The sequence below is a fragment of the Pseudomonas sp. NPDC007930 genome, assembly GCF_042958985.1.
Classification (GTDB): Bacteria; Pseudomonadota; Gammaproteobacteria; order Pseudomonadales; family Pseudomonadaceae; genus Aquipseudomonas.
Genome location: NZ_JBIBKC010000015.1, coordinates 1 through 19050 on the forward strand (window position 1 = coordinate 1; position 19050 = coordinate 19050).

The 19050-nt window shown below is 68.4% G+C and carries 20 protein-coding genes; 16 read left to right on the forward strand and 4 right to left on the reverse strand.

The window, feature by feature from the left end; translation table 11 throughout:
- From ACFZCE_RS22470 to ACFZCE_RS22505, 8 genes are all read left to right on the forward strand, one after another.
- Nucleotides 1-506, forward strand: a 506-nt coding sequence (locus tag ACFZCE_RS22470; RefSeq protein ID WP_390942735.1) for a type VI secretion IcmF C-terminal domain-containing protein, incomplete at its 5' end; no start/stop codon positions are given.
- Nucleotides 503-2068: a type VI secretion system protein TssA gene (gene tssA, locus ACFZCE_RS22475; RefSeq protein ID WP_390942736.1), complete on the forward strand. Its 1566-nt coding sequence runs from the start codon at nucleotides 503-505 to the stop codon at nucleotides 2066-2068. The genes ACFZCE_RS22470 and tssA, both read left to right, overlap by 4 nt.
- Before the next feature lie 18 nt (nucleotides 2069-2086).
- Entirely contained in the window at nucleotides 2087-3850 is a 1764-nt protein-coding gene (gene tssF / locus ACFZCE_RS22480) for a type VI secretion system baseplate subunit TssF (protein WP_390942737.1), read from the forward strand.
- A complete protein-coding gene (tssG, locus tag ACFZCE_RS22485; RefSeq protein WP_390942738.1) occupies nucleotides 3814-4908 on the forward strand; it encodes a type VI secretion system baseplate subunit TssG in 1095 nt (364 codons plus the stop codon). Before tssF ends, tssG begins: the two co-directional genes overlap by 37 nt.
- Nucleotides 4889-5425: a type VI secretion system lipoprotein TssJ gene (gene tssJ / locus ACFZCE_RS22490; RefSeq protein ID WP_390942739.1), complete on the forward strand. Its 537-nt coding sequence runs from the start codon at nucleotides 4889-4891 to the stop codon at nucleotides 5423-5425. The genes tssG and tssJ overlap by 20 nt, the downstream gene beginning before the upstream one ends.
- Nucleotides 5426-5428: 3 nt before the next feature.
- Nucleotides 5429-5878, forward strand: a complete 450-nt coding sequence (gene tssE / locus ACFZCE_RS22495) for a type VI secretion system baseplate subunit TssE (RefSeq protein WP_390942740.1) — start codon at nucleotides 5429-5431, stop codon at nucleotides 5876-5878.
- Nucleotides 5875-7008 (forward strand): OmpA family protein, encoded by a 1134-nt coding sequence (locus ACFZCE_RS22500; RefSeq protein WP_390942741.1) that lies wholly within the window; start codon nucleotides 5875-5877, stop codon nucleotides 7006-7008. The genes tssE and ACFZCE_RS22500 overlap by 4 nt, the downstream gene beginning before the upstream one ends.
- Nucleotides 7005-7460 (forward strand): hypothetical protein, encoded by a 456-nt coding sequence (locus ACFZCE_RS22505; RefSeq protein ID WP_390942742.1) that lies wholly within the window; start codon nucleotides 7005-7007, stop codon nucleotides 7458-7460. The genes ACFZCE_RS22500 and ACFZCE_RS22505 overlap by 4 nt, the downstream gene beginning before the upstream one ends.
- 124 nt (nucleotides 7461-7584) lie before the next feature.
- Here ACFZCE_RS22505 and ACFZCE_RS22510 read toward each other — a convergent pair whose 3' ends face one another.
- Nucleotides 7585-8487: a LysR substrate-binding domain-containing protein gene (locus ACFZCE_RS22510; RefSeq protein WP_390942743.1), complete on the reverse strand. Its 903-nt coding sequence runs from the start codon at nucleotides 8485-8487 to the stop codon at nucleotides 7585-7587.
- 185 nt (nucleotides 8488-8672) lie between these two features.
- On the opposite strand from ACFZCE_RS22510, the gene ACFZCE_RS22515 reads away from it, so the two are divergent.
- From ACFZCE_RS22515 to ACFZCE_RS22535, 5 genes are read left to right on the forward strand one after another with little or no spacing between them, the layout of a single operon-like run.
- Nucleotides 8673-9506, forward strand: a complete 834-nt coding sequence (locus tag ACFZCE_RS22515) for a transporter substrate-binding domain-containing protein (protein WP_390942744.1) — start codon at nucleotides 8673-8675, stop codon at nucleotides 9504-9506.
- Nucleotides 9507-9516: 10 nt separating this feature from the next.
- Nucleotides 9517-10179, forward strand: a complete 663-nt coding sequence (locus ACFZCE_RS22520; protein ID WP_390942745.1) for an ABC transporter permease subunit — start codon at nucleotides 9517-9519, stop codon at nucleotides 10177-10179.
- A 7-nt stretch (nucleotides 10180-10186) separates the two neighbouring features.
- The gene (locus ACFZCE_RS22525; protein ID WP_390942746.1) at nucleotides 10187-10867 is read left to right on the forward strand and encodes an ABC transporter permease subunit; all 681 of its coding nucleotides are present in this window, start codon (nucleotides 10187-10189) and stop codon (nucleotides 10865-10867) included.
- Nucleotides 10868-10869: 2 nt separating this feature from the next.
- A complete protein-coding gene (argH, locus tag ACFZCE_RS22530; protein ID WP_390942747.1) occupies nucleotides 10870-12372 on the forward strand; it encodes an argininosuccinate lyase in 1503 nt (500 codons plus the stop codon).
- Nucleotides 12369-13109 carry an ATP-binding cassette domain-containing protein gene (locus ACFZCE_RS22535; RefSeq protein ID WP_390942748.1) on the forward strand — a complete coding sequence of 247 codons (741 nt, stop codon included), beginning with the start codon at nucleotides 12369-12371 and terminating at the stop codon, nucleotides 13107-13109. Before argH ends, ACFZCE_RS22535 begins: the two co-directional genes overlap by 4 nt.
- A 17-nt stretch (nucleotides 13110-13126) precedes the next feature.
- Here the strand turns inward: ACFZCE_RS22535 and ACFZCE_RS22540 are convergent, their stop codons facing one another.
- Nucleotides 13127-14332 carry an MFS transporter gene (locus ACFZCE_RS22540; protein ID WP_390942749.1) on the reverse strand — a complete coding sequence of 402 codons (1206 nt, stop codon included), beginning with the start codon at nucleotides 14330-14332 and terminating at the stop codon, nucleotides 13127-13129.
- A 96-nt stretch (nucleotides 14333-14428) separates the two neighbouring features.
- Between ACFZCE_RS22540 and ACFZCE_RS22545 the strand changes: the two genes are divergently transcribed.
- Nucleotides 14429-15202 (forward strand): helix-turn-helix domain-containing protein, encoded by a 774-nt coding sequence (locus ACFZCE_RS22545; RefSeq protein WP_390942750.1) that lies wholly within the window; start codon nucleotides 14429-14431, stop codon nucleotides 15200-15202.
- A gap of 3 nt (nucleotides 15203-15205) precedes the next feature.
- On the opposite strand, the gene ACFZCE_RS22550 is transcribed toward ACFZCE_RS22545, so the two are convergent.
- Together ACFZCE_RS22550 and ACFZCE_RS22555 are read right to left on the reverse strand one after the other, a co-directional pair.
- The gene (locus tag ACFZCE_RS22550) at nucleotides 15206-15412 is read right to left on the reverse strand and encodes a DUF6434 domain-containing protein (protein WP_390942751.1); all 207 of its coding nucleotides are present in this window, start codon (nucleotides 15410-15412) and stop codon (nucleotides 15206-15208) included.
- A 256-nt stretch (nucleotides 15413-15668) separates the two neighbouring features.
- Nucleotides 15669-16682, reverse strand: coding sequence for a substrate-binding domain-containing protein (locus ACFZCE_RS22555; protein ID WP_390942752.1), 1014 nt, complete (start codon nucleotides 16680-16682; stop codon nucleotides 15669-15671).
- A gap of 205 nt (nucleotides 16683-16887) precedes the next feature.
- On the opposite strand from ACFZCE_RS22555, the gene ACFZCE_RS22560 reads away from it, so the two are divergent.
- Nucleotides 16888-18099 (forward strand): ABC transporter substrate-binding protein, encoded by a 1212-nt coding sequence (locus ACFZCE_RS22560; RefSeq protein WP_390942753.1) that lies wholly within the window; start codon nucleotides 16888-16890, stop codon nucleotides 18097-18099.
- A gap of 72 nt (nucleotides 18100-18171) precedes the next feature.
- Nucleotides 18172-19050: a branched-chain amino acid ABC transporter permease gene (locus tag ACFZCE_RS22565; RefSeq protein WP_390942754.1), complete on the forward strand. Its 879-nt coding sequence runs from the start codon at nucleotides 18172-18174 to the stop codon at nucleotides 19048-19050.

The following is a 19050-nucleotide window of genomic DNA, read 5'->3' on the forward strand; positions in this document are numbered from 1 at the left end:
GCCTGCGGGTGAACCCGGCGTTTCTCACGGCGGTGAACCAACTCGGCGAGCTGGCCGACGTGCTCTACACCGACGGCGCTCTGGGCATGGGCTTTGAATTGTCTGGCAAGCCGGCGCGGGACGTGGTGCAAACCCGCTTCACACTCGACGGGCAAAGCCACCACTACTTCAACCAGCGCGAACGCTGGCAGCGCTTCACCTGGCCCGGCCACGGTGACCGGCCCGGCGTGCAACTGACCTGGACCGGGCTGCAAAGCGGCGAGCGGCTGTACGGCGACTACGCCGGCAACTGGGGGCTGATCCGCCTGCTGGAACAGGCCACCGCCACGCCGCTGGACCACGACCCCGGCCAGTACCGGCTGGTGATCCAGGCGCCAGACGGCGTAGCGCTGCGCTGGCACCTGCGCACGGAGTTGGGCGAGGGGCCGTTGGCGTTGCTCAAGCTGAGGAATTTTACGTTGCCGAAGCAGGTGTTGCTGGGCGGCGCCCAAGGCGGTGACGCATGAGCCTCGAACAACTGATCGAACAGTGCCTGGGCGGGGCCGCGCCGCTGGCCATGGCCGAGGCCGATGCCCAGCGCTGGGACGCCTGGTTGCAGCCGATTCACGCGGATAACCCGGCCGGCGAAGACCCTACCTACGACGATGACTTTCAAACCCTGCGCGAGGAGGTGAACAAACTCTCGGGTGCCGACACCGCGGCCATCGTGCGCAGCGCCGAGCAGTTGCTCACGCGCCGCTGCAAAGACCTGCGCGTGGCCACCTATTACCTGTGGGCGCGCCTGCAGCAGGTGGGTGAGGCTGGCCTGGCCGACGGCCTCGGCCTGCTCGCGGCGCTGTTGGCGCGCTACGGTGAGCAGGTGCTGCCGCTGCGCCCCAACAGCCGCCAGCAAGCGCTGCAATGGTTGGCCAGCGCCAAGGTGCTCGACGCCTTGGCGCGCTTCCCCGAGGTGGCCAAGCCGGAGGCCGCGCGCACGGTGGCGGCGCTGGCCTGGTTGGAGCAGGGCGTGGGCGCCTGGCCGGCCGAGCAGCGCCCGGCGTTGGGCGGGTTGTACAGCGCGTTGGGCCAGCGCCTGGCACACGCCGGTGGCGCCGACGCACTGGTGCCGCAAACCCAGGCCAGCCCCGCGCCGCGGGCCCAGGCCGAGGCGGCGATTGCCTCCGGGCGCGACCTGCTCGACGGCGGCCGGCGCCTGGCCGCCTACCTGTACGAGCAGCCCCACGGCTGGCTGGCGGCGCACCGGCTGATGAAAACCCTGCGCTGGGACACCCTCCAGCAACCGCCGCCGCAAGATGCCAACGGCCTGACCCGGCTAGCGCCGCCGCGCGGCGAACTGCGCGCGCAGTTGCAGCGGTTGCAGCGCCAGCGCCTCTGGGCCGAGCTGCTGGAGCAGGCCGACCGCGCCTTCGGCGAAGGCGTGAACCACTTCTGGCTCGACCTGCAGGCCTACCAACACCAGGCACTGGCGCAGTTGCCGGCGCCTCAGGCCAGTTGGGCGCCGCTGGTGCGCCACGACCTGGCGATGCTGCTCGAGCGCCTGCCGGGGCTGGAGGCGCTGTGCTGGAGCGACGGCACGCCGTTCGCCGACGACGCCACCCGCCAGTGGCTCAGCGAGCAGGTGCTGGCGCGCCCGGCGCCGCCCTTGCTCAACGCCAGCGCTGCCGCGGCGCCGGCGCAGTGGGAGCTGCTCGAACAGCAAGCGCTGGCCCAGGCCGACAGCGACGGCGCCGACGCCGCGCTGGCCTGGCTCGCCGAGCAGCCGGGCCTGCACAGCGGGCGCCAGCGCTGGTGGCTGCGGCTGTTGATGGCGCGGGTCGCCGAGCAGTGCGGGCGCGCCGAACTGGCGCTGCACCTGCTCGGTGAACTGGAAGCCAGCGCCCAGGCGTTGCAACTGGCGGCCTGGGAGCCGGAGCTCAGCTTCGAAGTGCACGCCCGGCTGCTCAAGCTGCTGCGCGCCAAGGCCCAGCGCAGCGATGCCGACAAACCCGCCCTGGCGCGGCGCATGGACACCCTGCTCGCGGCCCTGGTGGCCAGCGACCCGGTACGCGCCGCCGTGCTTTGCCCCTGACCCAAGGACCCATACACGATGGACCAAGACAACCCCACCCTGCGCTATTTCGACGCCGAGATGCGCTACCTGCGCGAGGCCGGCCAGGAGTTCGCCGAGGCGTTTCCGGACCGCGCGGCGCTGCTCAACCTGGATAAACCCGGTGCCCGCGACCCCTTCGTCGAGCGGCTGTTCGAGGGCTTTGCCTTCCTCATGGGGCGCCTGCGGGAAAAACTCGACGACGACCTGCCCGAGCTCACCGAGGGGCTGGTCAGCCTGCTCTGGCCGCATTACCTGCGGACCATTCCGTCGCTGGCGATCGTTGAGCTGGCGCCAGACCTCGCCACCCTGAAAAGCGACCACCCGTTGCCCCAGGGCGTGCTGGTGCAGTCGCAGCCGCTGGGCCCGCGGCACACCCGCTGCAGCTACACCACCACCGAGCCGCTGCGCCTGCGCCCGCTGGCGGTAGACGCCTTGAGCCTGGGCTTCGAAGCCGACGGCCGGGCCCGCCTGCAACTGCGCCTGGCCTGCGCCGAGGGCGCCGACTGGGCCGCGGTCGACCTGGCGCGGATCCCCCTGTATCTGAACGCCGACGCGCCGCTGGCCAGCGCCTTGCACCGGGCGCTGACGCTCAAGGCGGCGGCGCTCTATGTGCGCTTGCCGGGGCAAGAGCGCCAGGCCCTGGCCGGGCATTTCGCCGCCAAGGGCTTTGCCGAGCAAGACCGCCTCTGGCCCAAGGGCAGCAGCGCCTTCAGCGGCTACCAGTTGCTGCTGGAGTACTTTTGCTTTCGGGAAAAATTCATGTTCGTCACCCTGCACGGCCTGGAGCAGCTCCAGCTCCCGGCCGGCAGCCCATGGTTGCAGCTGGAGGTTGTGCTGGAAGACCCTTGGCCGGCGCAGTTCAGCCTCAAGGCCGAGCACCTGCGGCTGCATGCGGTGCCGGTGATCAACCTGTTCCCCCTCGAAGCCGACCCGATGTCGCTCGACCCGCTGCAAACCGAGTACCTGCTGCGGCCCAAGCGCCTGCAAGACGGCCACCTGGAGATCTACAGCGTCGATGAAGTGCTGCCCATCAGCAGCGCCGACGCGGGCGCCTATGTGCCGTTCACCAGCTTTCGCCATCAGGGTGGAATGCTCCGCGAGGGCGCCCCGGAGCGTTACTTTCACACCCGCGTGCGGCGTGGCCCGAACGGCCTGCACGACACCTGGTTGATCCTCGGCGGCGAGGCCTTCGAGCGCGAGCGCCTGGGCGCGCCGCAGCGGGTTTCGCTCAAGCTCACCGGCACCCATGGCCAGCTGCCGCGGCGGGCGCTGCGCAGCACCTTGCTCGACAGCGCCGCCACCGGCCTGGCCGGCCTCAAGGTGCGCAACCTGTGCGCGCCGACCTTGCCTTGCTACCCACCCAGCCAGGACCGCTTCCATTGGCGGGTGCTCAGCCACCTGGGGGCGAACTTCCTGCCGATGCTCGACAACCCCGACGTGCTGCGCGGCACCCTCGCGCTGTACGACTGGTCGGGCTGCGAACTCAACCGCCGGCGCCTGGCGGCGATCCTCGCGGTGCGCCACCAACTGCTGCAGCGCTACGAGCAAGGCCTGCTGCTGCGCGGCGTGGGCATCGAAGTGACGCTCGACGGCAACGGCTTCAGCGGCGAGGGCGACGTGTGCCTGTTCGGCGAAATGCTCCACCGCTTCTTCGCCCTCTATGCCGACATGAACCTGTTCACCGAACTCACGCTGCGCGTGCAACCAGAAGGGAAAACCCTGCGATGGACACAACATCACAGCCTGCACATCAACGGCTGAAGGCCAGTGGCTTGTTCGAGGCGCTGGCCGGGCGCGCCGCCGAGGCCAGCGTGTACCGCCTCTGCCAGTTGATCGAACAGGCCCTGCCTGGGCACCCGCCGCTGGGCAGCACCTGCAACCCCGGCGATGACCCGGTGCGTTTCCGGCCCGACCCGGGCATGGGCTTTCCGGCCGCGGAGCTGCGCGGGATCGAAGCCGCCGCGGGCGATGCGCCGGCCACCGTGCGCACCCGCCTGCTGGGGCTGTACGGGGTGGACTCACCACTGCCTGGCGCCTACCTCGATGACATCGCTCAGCGCCGCGAAGGCCACGAAGCGCTGGAGGCGTTTCTCGACATCTTCAACCACCGGCTGTTTACCCAGTTCTACCGGATCTGGCGCAAGTACTCCTACCCGGCCACGTTCGAGGCCGGCGGCACGGATGCCACCTCGCAATGCCTGCTGGGGTTGATCGGCCTGGGCATCCCCGGCAGCGCCGAGCACATCGCCACGCCGGTCTCGCGGTTTTTGGCGCTGCTCAGCGTGATGCGCCTGCCCACCCGCCAGGCCGAGGGCATCGCCGCGTTGGTGGCGCTGCTGGCGCCACGCAGCACGGTGCGGGTGCTGCCTTGCGCGCGGCGCAAGGTGCTGCTGGCGGCGCCAGCCGGGCTTGGCACCGGCCAGCCGATGGTGCTCGGCCAGGGCACGCCGCTGGGCCGCTTTGGCTATGACGGCAACAGCGAGGTGCACGTGCAATTGCGCACCGACGACTACGCCGAAGCCTGCCAGTGGCTGCCCGGCGGGCGCTTGCACCGTGACCTGCTGGCGCTGCTGCGGGTGTACCTGGGCTGGCGCTACAGCGCCCGCCTTGAACTGCGCCTGCCACGCGCCTGCCTGCCACCGCCGGTACTGGGCCAGCCCGGGCTGCGCCTGGGGCAAACCACGGTGCTCGGCATCCGCGGCGATGGCGCCTCGGCCGCCTGCCGCGGCAGCCACCTGCACCTTCACCTGGGCCGTTACGTGGCCCTGCCTGCTTACCCTGTTGAACGAGCCCATGAACATGTTGACTACCGTTGTTAAAACCACCCTGCTGCTCAGCCTGTGTGCCCTGCTGGCCGCCTGCGGCTGGGCCGAACGCCTGGGCAACGCCACCCGCAGCACCGCCCAGCAGGCCTTTTTCCGGCCGCTGACCACCCTGCACCTGGAGCTGAGCGCGCGCCCGGCGAGCAACACCGACGCCGCCCACATGGGCGCGCTGGCCACGCCAACCCTGGTGCGGGTGTACCAATTGGCCGACGCGCGGCGCTTCGAGCAGGCCAGCTATGAGCAGTTGCTCGACCACAGCGAGCCGGTGCTGGGCGCCGACCGCCTGGAGGAGCGGGCGCTGGTGGTCAAGCCCGGCGAGGGCCGCCAACTCGATGTGCCACTGGCCGAGCAGGCGCGTTTCATTGGCGTGGTGGCGTTGTTTCGCCAGGCCGAAGGGCCGCCGGCGCAGTGGCGCCTGCTGTTGCCCCGCGAGCAGTTGCAGCGGCAGCTGCCACGGCGCCTGGTGCTGAGCGACAACCACCTGGCCTTGCTGCCGCTGGAAGAGGGCTGAGGCATGGAGCGCAATCTCCCGTCGTTGTACGAAACCCTGCTGCTGAACTTCAGCGGCGGCCTCGGCCTGCACGCGGTGGCCGAGGTGGACCAGCCGTTGTTGTCGCTGCTCGACAACCTGCAGCGCATCCTCAACAGCCGCGCCGGTGCCCTGGCGCACCTGCCCGGTTACGGCCTGCCCGACCTTAGCCAATGGCTACAGGGCAGCGACCCGGCCGGCGCTGGCATCAGCGAGGCGATCCGCGCCACGCTGCTGGCCCATGAGCCGCGCCTGGCCGAGGTGCGGGTGTTGCCGCCGGTGCAGGTACTGCCCGGGCATTGGGGCTACACCTTGCACGTGCGCCTGGTCGACGGCCGCCGCGCGCGTTTTGCGACCACCTTCAACGCCGAGGGCCGGGTGCTGCTGCGCCACCTGCGGGCCCAGGGCCTGTTGGCCCAAGGCGGTGGCCAATGACCCGCGGCGCGTTGATCGGCGCCGCCCCCGACCGGCCCGGCGGGGACCCGCGGGCGCTGCCGGCGTTTGCCCAGTTGCGCCAGGAACTGGCCAAGCTCGACCACCCGGCGCGGCCCGACGTGGACTGGGCACGGGTGCAGCAGTGTTGCCTGGCGCTGTGGCGCGACAACGGCGCCGAACTGCACAGCGTGGCCGCCTGGGCGCTGGCCCAGGCCCACCGCGAAGGCGTGCCCGGCGCCGCCGCGGCGATGGCCTGGCTGGGGCCCTGGCTCGTCGACCAATGGGGCCGGCTGTGGCCGCCCGCCGACGGCGAGCGGCTGGCAATCCTCGAGGGCCTGTGCCGGCAACTGCTGCCTTGGCTGCGAGGCGCCAACGCCCGTGCTGCCGAGCTGCCCGCCCTGCATCGGCTGGCCGCCGAGCTGCGCCACCTCGAGCAGTGGCTGCACAGCCGGGCACAAGCGCAGTTGCCGGCGCTCGGCCAACTGCGCCAGGTGCTCGGCCAGCTCAGCGGCGCGCTGGAGCGCCAGCCGGCGGCCATGCCGGCACCCCTGTTGGAGCCCTGGCCGGCCGCCGCGCTGCCGCCCAGCCACAGGCCTGCGCCACTGGCGCTCTGGCTTGGCCCGCCGCCCCGGCGCCGCGCGCGCTGGCCCTGGTGGGCCGCCGCCGGCGTGCTGTGCCTGGCCGCCAGCGCCGCCCTCGGCTGGGCCTGGCTGCGCCCAGCCCCGCTACCCCCACCACCGGCCCCGCTGCAATTGCCCGCGCTGGCGCTGTTCAAGCCGGGCAGCGCCGAATTCAGCCATCAGGCCCCCGCGCAACTCATCGCCACCCTCGGCCAGATCAAAGCCCACCCCGGCTGGCAGGTGGTGCTCGAAGGCCACAGCGACGCCTCCGGCGACGCGCTGCAAAACCAGCAGCTGTCCCTGGCCCGCGCCCACGCCGTGCAGGCCTGGCTGCAACGCATGGGCCCACTGCCGGCGCAGTGCTTCAGCGCCAGTGGCGCCGGTGCCAGCCGGCCGCTGGCGGTGAACGACGCAGCCGCCGGCAGGGCGCTGAACCGGCGGGTAGAGGTGAGGTTGGTGGCGGTGGTGCCGCGCTGTGATGTGTTGAATGAACGGGAGGGGAATGGATGAACGGGTTGTTGTGGTTTGGGGTGTGTTTGTGCCAGGTCGCGTTTCAGAACTACGCGGTGTTCGCGCTGCTGTACTACCTGCTTCTTCGGGGTGATTTGGGCTGGCTGTATGTCGGAATGGCCTTGCCGCCTGGCATTGTCCTATTGGCGCTTCCTACCCTGCTACTTCGAGGGTTGATTCGCCAGGTGCGAAAAACCGTAGCCCCGGTGGCCGGTGTTGCTGCGCCCAGTGCTTTGCTCTGGTCGATCATTTTGTACGGTCTAACGACAGTGCTCGGGGTGTTGTTGGCCCCTGTATTGGAGATTTTCGATGTAGGGTTATGGTCTCTGCGCGGGCGTGTCTACGGGGTGTTGGCGCTGCTGTGTTTTCTAGCGATGTCCTTATTGCCTGTCTGGCTGTTCGTTATCCCCTTGAGGCGATACCGCAGGGCTCTTCAGTCAGCGCTGCGTTAAGGCAAGCGGCCCTTCGCCCGGCACAGCCGGCCTCCCACGGGTTCTGTTTTTACAGGTAAATCAACTGCTTACACAATTCTGGTGGGAGGCCGGCTGTGCCGGGCGATGGGCCCTCTGAGCCGCCTCACCGCCACGGCCGGGTCGCCTCTTCGAGCATTTCCCCGATCAACCCCGCGAAGCGTTGCCCGAGCACGCTTTGCGGGCGCTCGCTGGGCATCAGCAGGTAGGTGCTGAAGCGCACCTGCGGGGTGAACGGGCGGGTTTCGATGCCCATGTGGCGGTAGTCCTGGGCCACCAACGGGCTGACGATGCTCACCCCCAGGCCCAGCCCCACCAGCGAGCAGATGGTCGCGGCGTAGGGGGTTTCCAGGTTCATCCGGCGGTAGCCCTTGGTGTCGGGGAAGGCGCGGTCGACCCGGGTGCGTGAGCCGTCGGTGTGCAGCAACGAGATGAACTCTTCGCCCTTGAGGTCTTCCGGGCCGACCGTGGCCAGGGCCTGCAGGCGGTGGCCGCGGGGGAAGATGCACACCCCGGCCACGTCGCACAGCACCTGCGCGGTCACCCCCGGGGTTTCTTCGGCCACGTACGAGGCCAGCGCCAGGTCGCAGAACTGTGAGGCCGCCCAGCGCGCCACGGCGGGGGAGTCGTTGGTGTGGATCGAAATCGCCACCTCGGGGTTCTCCTGGCGAAAGCGTTGGATCACCCGCGGCAGCACCGTCAATGACAGCGACGGCACCGCGGCGATGCGCAGGCTGCCGGTACCGCCGCGGCGGATGTTGTAGGCGGCGTCTTCGATGCTGCGCAGGCCGATGAACGCCCGTTCTACGTCGGCGAACAGCGCCGCGCCTTCGTCGGTGGCCAGCAGCCGCGAGCCGGTGCGCTGGAACAGCTTGAAGCCGCTGGCCCGTTCCAGTTGGGCGATCAAGCGGCTGATGTTCGGTTGCGAGGTGTGCAGGGTTTCCGCCGCGGCGGTCATCGAACCGCTGAGCATCACCGCGCGAAAGGCTTCGATCTGTTTGAAGTTCATGGCGGCCCATATCAAAACGGTATGGGCGCTGACTGTAATGTGATTTGTTGGCATGAACCAGAGGCTTTATAACAGAACCACCGAAGGCACACAGATGCCGCCGCAGTACCTCCCTCTGTCTGCCCCACTGACGTTCGTTGCGCAGCCTCCTCCCGAGGCGCGCAGGTATTCAACCAGGAGGCACCATGTCGTTTTCGTTCAAGCCCCTCATCACCGCCCTCGGCCTGTTGGCCGCCGCCAGCCAGGCCCTGGCCGCCGAGTTGCCGGCGGTGCCGGCTGAAATCAAAGAGGCCGGGGTGATCCGCGCCGGTGTGCGTTGCGACCAACCGCCTTATGGCTTCCAGAACAACAACGGCGACTACGCCGGGGTTGAGGTCGACATGGCCAAGCAGGTGGCCGAATGGGCCCTGGGTTCGAAGGATAAAGTCACCTTCACCTGTGTGACCGCCGAGAACCGCGTGCCGCAGTTGATCGGGCACAAGGTCGATGTGCTGATCGCCACCCTCGGCGTGACCCCAGAGCGCCAGCGCGTGATCGACTTCACCACCCCGTACCGCTGGGGCGCCAGCGACGTGCTGGTGGCCAAGGGCAGCAGCATTCAGAAAATCGCCGACCTCAAGGGCAAAACCCTCGCCACCCTCAAGGGCTCGGTGCAGGCCAAGTGGTTCGAAGACCACATGCCCGAGGTGAACACCCTGCGCATGAACAGCGCCGCCGATGCCTTGCAAACCTTCCGCCAGGGCCGCGCCGACGCCTACACCCACGACGCCGCCACACTGGTGGTGGTGGCCGCCAACGACCCGAACGCGCGCCTGATCGGCGAGCCGTTCCAGATCTCCGACGCGGCCATCGGCGTGCGCAAGAACGAGGAGGCCTGGCGCGACTACCTGAGCGCGGCGATCGCCCGCATGCATGAGCAGAAGCTGTTCCGCGGCTGGGTGCAGGCCTACGTGCCGGAGAACATCCAGGCCTATTACCTGAGCGTGTTCGAGCAGGCCAAGCCCGCCGAAGCGTTGTAAGGCCAGCGCCATGGACTTCGACGTTCACTACCTGCTGGCCCAGTGGCCAGCGTTGCTGGCCGGCGTACTGATGACGCTGCGGGTGTCGCTGCTGGGGATCGCCTGCTCGGTGCTGATCGGCATCCTCGGCGGCGCCGCGCGGGTCGCCAAGGTGCCGCTGCTGGCCCAGGCCGTGGTGCTGTACGTGGAGCTGATCCGCAACACGCCGATCCTGGTGCAGTTGTTTTTCATCTTCTACGGCCTGCCGGCGGTGGGCCTGGAGCTGTCGTTGTTCTGGTCGGGGGTGCTGTGCCTGTCGTTGTGGGCCGGCGCCTACCAGGTGGAGAACGTGCGCGGCGGCCTGGCCACGGTGGAGCACGGCATGCGCGAGGCGGCCATGGCGCTGAGCCTGCGGCCGGCGCAGTACCTGTGCCTGGTGGCCTTGCCGATCGCGTTTCGCACCAGCTTGCCGGCGATGCTCAACACGGCCATTTCGCTGCTGAAGAACTCCTCGTACCTGCAGGCGATTGGCCTGGCCGAGCTGACCTTCGTCGCGGTCGACCGCATTGCCACGGATTTCCGCGCGATCGAGATGTTCAGCGCCATCTGCGTGCTGTACCTGGCGCTGGTGGCCGTGCTGGCCCTGGCCACCGGGCGCCTGGCCGCCCATTTGCAAAGGCCGTTCCGGCACTGAGGCCTGTATGCATTTCATGATCGAAAACTGGGGCTTCGTCGCCAAGGGCCTGTGGATGACCGTGCGCCTGGCGCTGGTGATCCTGCTGTTCACCACGCTGATCTCGGCGCTGGTGGGGGTGCTCGCCACGCTGCGGCACAAGGTGTTGCGGGCGCTGATCCACGGCTATGTGGAGTTGTTTCGCTCGATCCCGCTGATCGTCAACGTGTTTTTCATTTTTTTCGGCGCGCCGATGCTGGGGCTCGACCTCTCGCCGTTCGCCGCGGTGACCACCGGCCTGACCCTCTGGGGCAGCGCCAATGGCATCGAGATCGTTCGCGGCGGGCTCGAGTCCGTCGCCCGCCACCAGTGGAAGAGCGCCTGGGCGCTGGGGCTGCGGCCCTGGCAGATCTACCTCTACGTGATCGCCCCGCAGTCGATGCGGGCTATTTTGCCGGCCTTCACCGGGCTGCTGACCATGCTTGTGCAGGCCACCTCGCTGGGTGCGCTGGTGGGGGTAGGGGAGTTCCTCAAGGTGGGGCAGATCATCATCGAGCGTACCACCGTGATGACCGGCAGCAGCCCGGCGTTTTCGGTCTACGCCACGGTGCTGCTGGTGTACTTCGTGATGTGTTCGTCGCTGAGCTGGCTCAGCCGTTATCTGGAGCGCCGCCTGGGTCGTCCGGCGGTGCGTGCTAAAGGGGTTTGACCGTGCAACAGTCCAAAGTCAGTCGTCGCTTGAAAGAAACCACCGCCCCGGAGGTCAACGAGTACATCTACCGGCCGCGCCTGGAAGGCTTCGCCAGTGGGTTCGTGGCGTTGGGTAACGTCAACAAGGCGCACATCGTGATGCTCGCCGAGCAGGGCCTGATCGCCCAGGAACACGCCACCACCCTGGCCCGCGGTGTGCTGGCGATGGAAGCCGCCGGCGCCGGCCAGGTGCCGCTGGACCCTTCCCGCGAAGACGCCTACTTCAACTACGAGGCGCACCTGATCGAGCAGATTGGCGCCGACGTCGGCGGGCGCCTGCACACCGGGCGCAGCCGCAACGACATCCTCGCCACCCTCGACCGCCTGCGCTGCCGCGAGGTGCTGATGGACCTGCTCGACGCCCTCGGCGAAGTGCGCCAGGCCGCGCTGGCCAGCGCCGAGCGCTATGCCGGGGTGGTCATGCCCGGCTACACCCACCTGCAGCCGGCGCAGCCGATCACCTACGGTTACTACCTGGCGGCAGTTGAGCAGGCCCTGGCCCGCGACAGCCAGCGCCTCGAAGGCACGCTGCAGGCGATGAACCAGAGCCCGTTGGGCGCGGCCGCCTTCGCCGGCACCCCGTTCGCCATCGACCGCGCGCGCACCGCCGAGCTGCTGGGCTTCGACGGGGTGGTCGACAACGCCCTGGACGCCGTCGGCTCGCGGGATTTCATTCTGGAGAGCCTGTCACACCTGAGCCTGCTGGCGGTGTTCTGGAGCCGCGTGGCGCAGGATTACTTCGTCTGGAGCACGCACGAGTTCGGCCTGATCGACTTCCCCGACAGCATCGCCGCCACCTCGAGCATCATGCCGCAGAAGAAAAACCCCACCGTGCTGGAGTACCTCAAGGGCCGCAGCGGGCACATCCTCGGCCTGCTGGTGGCGGCCAGCACCACGGTCAAGGGCACCAACTTCTCGCACACCGGCGATGCCAACCGCGAAGGCACCCGCGGCTTCTGGGAGGCCGCCGAAGAAAGCCTGCGCTGCCTGAAGCTGTTCGAGCTGGTGCTGCGCAGCGCCACCCCTAATGAAGCGCCAGCGCTGCGCAAGGCCAGCGAAGATTTTTCCACCGCCACTGGCCTGGCCGACCTGATCGTGCGTGAGGCCGACCTGTCGTTCCGCGAGGCCCACCACGTGGTCGGTGGTGCCGTGCGCATGGCCATGGACGCCGGCCTGCCGGCCTACCGCATCGACAGCGCGATGGTCGATGCCTGCGCCCTGGAGCAGCTCGGCCACGCGCTGAACCTCGACGCGGAAAAAGTCCGCCTGTGCCTGGACCCTGCCGCGAACGTGCAGTCCCGCGCCTCCCAAGGCGGCCCGGCGCTGCCGACCTTGCTCGCCGCGCTGCAGGGCGCCGGCCAGCGCTTGCAGGCCCAGCAGCAAGCCAACCAGGCGCGCCGCGGGCAACTGGCCGCGGCCGAACAGCGCCTGCAGCAGGCCACCCAGGCGCAGGCCGGGCAATGAGCAGCATGCTCAGGGTGCGTGGGCTGCGCAAACACTTTGGCGCGGTGGAAGTGGTCAAGGGGGTCGACCTTGACGTCGCCGCCGGTGAGGTGGTGGTGATCATCGGCCCCAGCGGCTCGGGCAAGTCGACCTTCATCCGCTGCCTGAACAGCCTCGAAGAACCCAGCGCCGGCGAGGTGTTGATCGCCGGCGGCGGCAACGCCCAGGCCGGTGACCGCAAGGCGCTGGCGCGGCTGCGCGAAGAGGTGGGCATGGTGTTCCAGGACTACACGCTGTTCCCGCACATGAGCGTGCTCGCCAACATGATGCTGGCGCCGGTCAAGCTGGGCCGCATGGGCAAGCGCGAGGCCCGCGACACCGCCCTGGCGCTGCTGCAGCGGGTCGGCCTGGCGCACAAGGCCGAGGACTACCCGGCGCAGCTCTCCGGCGGCCAGCAGCAGCGGGTGGCGATCGTGCGCGCGCTGGCGATGAAGCCCAAGCTGCTGCTGTTCGACGAGCCCACCTCCGCGCTAGACCCGGAAACCGTCAACGAAGTGCTCAACGTGATGAAGGAACTGGCCGCCGAAGGCATGACCATGGTGGTGGTCACCCACGAGATGGGCTTTGCCCGCGAAGTGGCCGACCGGGTAGTGTTCTTCGACGCCGGGCGGATCGTTGAAAGCGGCCCGCCGGCGCAGCTGTTCGGCGCGCCCCGCGAGGCGCGCACCCAGCAGTTTCTTGGCAAGGTAATGGGTTAAGGGGCAAGCGGCAAGCGCTATGCCCGGCGTTGGCGTGGCAACAGCGCCGCGACCACGCCGAGCAGCGGCAGGTAGGCGATCGCCTGGTACACCGCGTCGATGCCAAAATGGTCGGCGAAGTAGCCCAGCAGCGCCGCGCCCAGGCCGCCCATGCCAAAGGCAAAGCCGAAGAACAACCCGGAGACCATGCCCACTTTGCCCGGGATCAGTTCCTGGGCATACACCAGGATCGCCGAGAACGCCGACGACAACACAAAGCCGATGATCACCGTGAGGGTGGTGGTCCAGAACAGGTCGGCATGCGGCAGCGCCAGCGCGAACGGCGCCACGCCGAGGATCGACGCCCAGATCACCGGCTTGCGGCCGATGCGGTCGCCGATCGGGCCGCCGAGCACGGTGCCCGCTGCCGAGGCGAAGAGGAAGATGAACAACTGCACCTGCGCCGCTTGCACGCTGAGGCCGAACTTGCCGATCAGGTAGAAGGTGAAGAAGCTGCTCAAGCCGGCGATGTAGAAGTACTTCGAGAAAATCAGCACCAGCAGTACCGCCACCGCGCCAAGGATCGCCCGTGGGCTATGGCTGGGCGCCGTGGCCGCCGCGTTGGCGCGGCGAACCCCGGCCCCTGGGTGGTTGGCGTACCAGTGGCTGACCCGCGCCAGCACTGCCATCGCCGCCAGCGCCGCCAACGCGAACCAGGCCACGCTGCCCTGGCCGTAGGGCACAATCACCACCGCCGCCACCAGCGGGCCGACCGCCGTGCCGAGGTTGCCACCCACCTGGAACAGCGACTGCGCCAAACCATGCTTGCCCCCCGAGGCCAGCCGGGCGATGCGCGACGATTCTGGGTGGAACACCGACGAGCCGAGGCCGATCAGCGCCGCCGCCAGCAGCACGGTGGCGAAGTTCGGCGCGAACGCCAGCACCAGCAGGCCGGCCATCGTCGAGGCCATGCCGAACGGCAGCGACCATGGCTTGGGCCGGCGGTCGGTGTACAGGCCAATCAGCGGCTGCAGCAGCGAGGCGGTGAGTTGGTACATCAGGGTGATCAGGCCGATCTGGATGAAGCTCAGGCTGAATTCGCCCTTGAGCACCGGGTAAATCGCCAGCAGGATCGACTGCATCATGTCGTTGACCAAGTGCGCCGAACTGATTGCGCCAAGGATGCCAAACGAGGTGGAAGCGGGGGCAGGGCGGGTGGCCAAGGCCGGGTTCAAGGTGGGCATGGGGTTTCTCATTCTGGTGGGTGCCGGCGTATGCTAGGGCCCTCGAAAACGCCTGTCTCACGCTGATCAGGCAGCAGCTATCGCAAAAAGGGCAAGATGGTCAAACCACTGGATGAGTTTTTACGCGCCATCGACCAAGGCGCCGGCGCGGTGCTCGCCAGCGCCACCGATTACCCGGTCAACTGGCAGATCCCGGCGCACCAGCATGAAAAACACCAGCTGATCTACGCCATCGACGGGGTGATGGTGGTGCGCTGCGACCACGGCCAATGGACCGTGCCGCCCAGCCGCGGCATCTGGATGCCCGGCGGCCACAGCCACGCCATCCGCTGCGTGGGCGCGGTGAAGATGCGCAGCCTGTTCGTGCGCGCCGGCGCCGCCCCGGCGCTGCCGGCCAGTACCCAGGTGGTGCGGGTGTCGGCGCTGCTCAGCGAGCTGATCAAAACCGCGGTGGCGATCGAACCCGGCTACAGCGAGGCCTCCCGCGAGGGCCGGGTGATGCGCCTGATCCTCGACGAACTGGCGTTGCTGCCAACCCTGCCGCTGCACTTGCCACAACCGGCCGAGCCGCGCCTGCGGCAGATCACCCAGGCGCTGCAACAAGACCCCGGCGCCGCCACCACCGCCGCGCAGTGGAGCGCGCGGCTGAACGTCGACGAAAAAACCCTGCAGCGGCTGTTCCGCCGCCACACCGGCATGACCTTCGGCCAATGGCGCCAGCAGGCGCGCCTGCTGCAGGCGCTGGAGCGCATCGCCCAGGGCGAGAAGATCATCGACGTGGCTGGCGGCCTGGGCTATGACAGCCCGAGCGCGTTCACCACGATGTTCAAGAAGCACTTCGGCACCACGCCAAGCCAGTTTTTTCGCTGAGGGCTAGGGATGCAAGCGCAGCCACTCATCCACCACCGCGCCCAGGTCAGCCGGCGCGCCGCTGCGCACCCAGGCCATGAACGGGCGATCGAAGCGGAACCGCTCGCCGCACTGCTCGCGCATGAAGCGGCGCACGTTCTGGGTGTTGCGGTAGCCGGTGTCGATCGGGGTGTGGCGGCTGAGAGGGGCGCTGTGCCAATCCAGGGGCATGGGGGCGTTCCTTGCTGATGAGGAGAGTGGGGGGCAGGCGCCAGGCTCAAGGGCCCTTCGCCCGGCACAGCCGGCCTCCCACCAGTTCTGTGGTGCCCCGTAAATCAAGTACTTACACAAATCTGGTGGGAGGCCGGCTGTGCCGGGCGAGGGGCCAGTCAAGCCATGCGCTCAGTAAAACCACACCAAAGCAATCAACGCCCCTAACTGTAATTTAGCGCGCAGACGGATAGTAGCGCTATACGCCCTGCAAACCTCACCCCGCCACCCCCGTACTGCCCCTCACCACCAGCCCGATCTCCAGGCAGGTGCGTGCCTGCGCCGGGCGGCCTTCGATCTGGGCGATGAGGGTGTCGGCGCTCTGGTGGCCGATCGCTTCGATCGGCACGCTGACGGTGGTCAGCGGCGGGTGGGCCACGGCAGAGAAGGCGATGTCGTCGAAGCCGGTGACCGACAGCCCTTCGGGCACCGCCACGCCCAGGCGGCGGGCTTCGTCACAGGCGCCGAGGCTGAGCAGATCGGTGGTGCCGATCAGCGCGCTGGGGCGGGGGTTGAGGGCCAGCGCGGCGTGCAGGCCGGCGCGGCCGCCCTCGAGGGTGAAGGGTTGTTCGATGATGTGGCTTTCCGGTAGCTCGAGCCCGGCCGCGGCCAGCGCCCGGCGGATGCCCTGGATGCGAAAGCGCGCGCGCTCGTTGTGCTCGCGCTGGCCGCACAGCACCGCCAGGTGGCGGTGGCCCAGTTGCAGCAGGTGGCGGGCGATCAGCTCGCCGCCTTGTTCGTTGCTGAAGCCTACGCAGTGATGATCGGCGCAGGCATCGACCGACCACATCAGCACGTACGGCCGTTGCGCCAGGCGCAGGGCCTCGAACACCGCCGGGTGGTGGTCGGTGCCGACTAGCAGCAGCCCTTCGACGCCGCGGTCGATGAAGTTGCGCACGCTGGCCAGTTCGCGTTCGCGGTCGTACTCGTGGGAGGCGATCAGCAGCTGGTAGTTGTGCTGGTTCAGGCGCTGCTGCAGGGCCTGGATGGAGTCGGCGTAGATGGGGTTGTTCAGCGTGGGGAAGATCGCCGCCACGCTGAAGGTGCGGCGCAGCGCCAGCGCGCGGGCGGCGCCGTCGCGCACGTAGCCCAGTGCCTGCACGGCGGCTTCGACCTTGGCCAGGGTAGTGGCCTTCACCTGCCCCGGCGCAGACAGCGCGCGCGAGGCGCTGCCCAGCGAAACCCCGGCCAGTTGGGCAACGTCACGCAGCTTGGGTTTTTCACTTCTCATCGCGGTTTCACAGGCAGTGGCTTGACAGGAGTGTACCACCGGGACTAAAAATGAACCGGTTCAAAAAAGAAATCTTGGTCAGAATAAATCCAAAAACGGCACCGGCAGCAACGACAGTCGCCCCTCACGAGGGTTTTTTTTGCGGCTGAATTTGAACCGGTTCAAGTTCGCTTCCCGCGACGCGCTACACCAGGAGATAACAACAATGAAGGCCCTTCCCTGGGCCAGGCTTGGCCTGGCTTCCCTGCTGCTCAGTAGCTCCCTGCATGCCTCGGCCGATGTGCGCATCGGCGCGCTGTACCCGTTCAGCGGCGGCCTCGCCCTGCTGGGTGACGAAAGCTTTCGCGGCGCCGAAATGGCCGTGGCCGAGCGCAACGCCGCCGGTGGCCTGAAAGGCGAGCCGATCACCTTGGTCAAGGCTGACGCGGTAGACGCCGGCCAGGCCGTGGGCGCCGCGCGCCAGCTCACCTCCGGGCAGAACGTCACGGCGGTGTTCGGCAGTTACTCCTCGGCGTTGTCGTTCGCCGCCACCCAGGTCACCGAGGTGGCCGCGGTGCCGTACTTCGAGCTGGGCGCGGTGAGCGACGACATCACCGACCGCGGCCTGCAATACGTGTTTCGCAGTAACCCCACGGCGAAGAACTTCGCCAAGGGCACCATCACCGCGATCACCGAAATCGTCGCGCCACGCCTGGGGGTAGACGCCAAAACCCTGAAGGTGGCGATCATCCACGAAGACGCCCTCTACGGCACCACGGTGGCCAAGTTCCAGAAGCAGTTCGCCGCCGAGCAGGGGCTGAACATCGTTGAAACCCTGCCGTACTCGGCCAAGGCCGTCGACCTGTCGTCGTTGATCCTGCGGCTCAAGGGCGCCCAGGCCGACGTGGTGCTGCAAACCTCCTATCAGAATGACACCGTGCTGTACTTCCGCCAGGCCCGCGAAGCCGGCTTCGCGCCCAAGGCGGTGATTGGCGCGGGTGGTGGCTACTCGATGCAAGACACCGCCAAGGCGGTGGGCGCGGCCAACATCGAAGGCGTGCTGGACGTGGACTTTCCGCAGTTTCAAACCAACGAGGCCGGCGCGCCGGGCATCGCCGCCTTCGCCGAGGCCTACCGCAAGCGCTACGGCACCGAGCCGCGTTCCGGGCACAGTTTGATCAACTACGTGGGCGCGAAGATCTTCCTCGATGCCATGCAGGGCGCCAAGTCGCTGCAGGCCGATGACATCCGCGCGGCGGTGGCCCAGGTCGACATCCCGGTGGGCCAGACCGCTGCCGGAATCGGCGCCAAGTTCGCCGACAACGGCCAGAACCAGCGCGCCGACACCACTGTGATGCAGTGGCAGGGCGGGGTGCTGAAAACCGTTTACCCGCAGACCGCGGCGGTGGCCCAGGCCCAACTCGCGCAACAACCCTGACCCTCCCGGGCGCGCCCGGGCCGGCCTTGCGCCGGCCCGTGGCGGCGCTCGCTCACCGATAAGGGGGCAACCATGGAGATTTTCCTGCAACTGCTGCTCAACGGCGTGCTGCTCGGCGGCACCCTGGCGATCATCAGTATTGGCCTGACGCTGATCTTCGGCATCGTGCGGGTGGTGAACTTCGCCCACGGCGAGTTCCTGATGATCGGCCTGTACGCGGTGTACCTGCTCAACCAGCACCTGGGCCTGCACCCTTACGCCGCCATCGTGCCGGTGGTGGTGGTGCTGTTCTGCCTGGGCGCGGCGATGCAGCGGTTCATCATCCAGCCGCTGCTGAGCGCCGAGGGGCACATCCAGATTTTCGCCACGGTGGGGGTGTCGATCGCCCTGATGAACGCCGCGCTGCTGTTGTTCGGCGCCGACGTGTACAGCGTCAGCAACCCCTCCGGGTTGGGTACCGGCACCGTCAGCCTGGGCTTTTTACGCGCCAGTAGCGGGCAGTTGCTGACCTTCGTGGTGGCGCTGGCGCTGGTTGGGGCGCTGCATTGGTTTTTGCACAGCACCTTCCTCGGCCGCGCGGTGCGCGCCACCGCCCAGCACCGCAACGCCGCGCAGTTGATGGGGGTGAACGTGAAGAACATCTACATCTTCGCCTTTGGCCTGGGGTGCGCCTGCCTGGGCCTGGCGGCTGGGATGATCGCCCCGCAATACCCGGTGTTCCCCACCGTGGGCACGTTCTTCGTGCTCACCGCCTTCGTCATCGTGGTGCTGGGTGGGCTGGGCAGCCTGGGCGGCGCGCTGCTCGGCTCGCTGCTGATCGGCGTCGTCGACAGCCTCGCCGGCTTCTACATCGCCCCCGACCTGAAGGAGGTCGTGTACTTCCTGATCTTCCTCGGCATCCTGATTTTTCGCCCCACCGGCCTGTTCGGTGCGGGGCGTGGGTCTGAATAA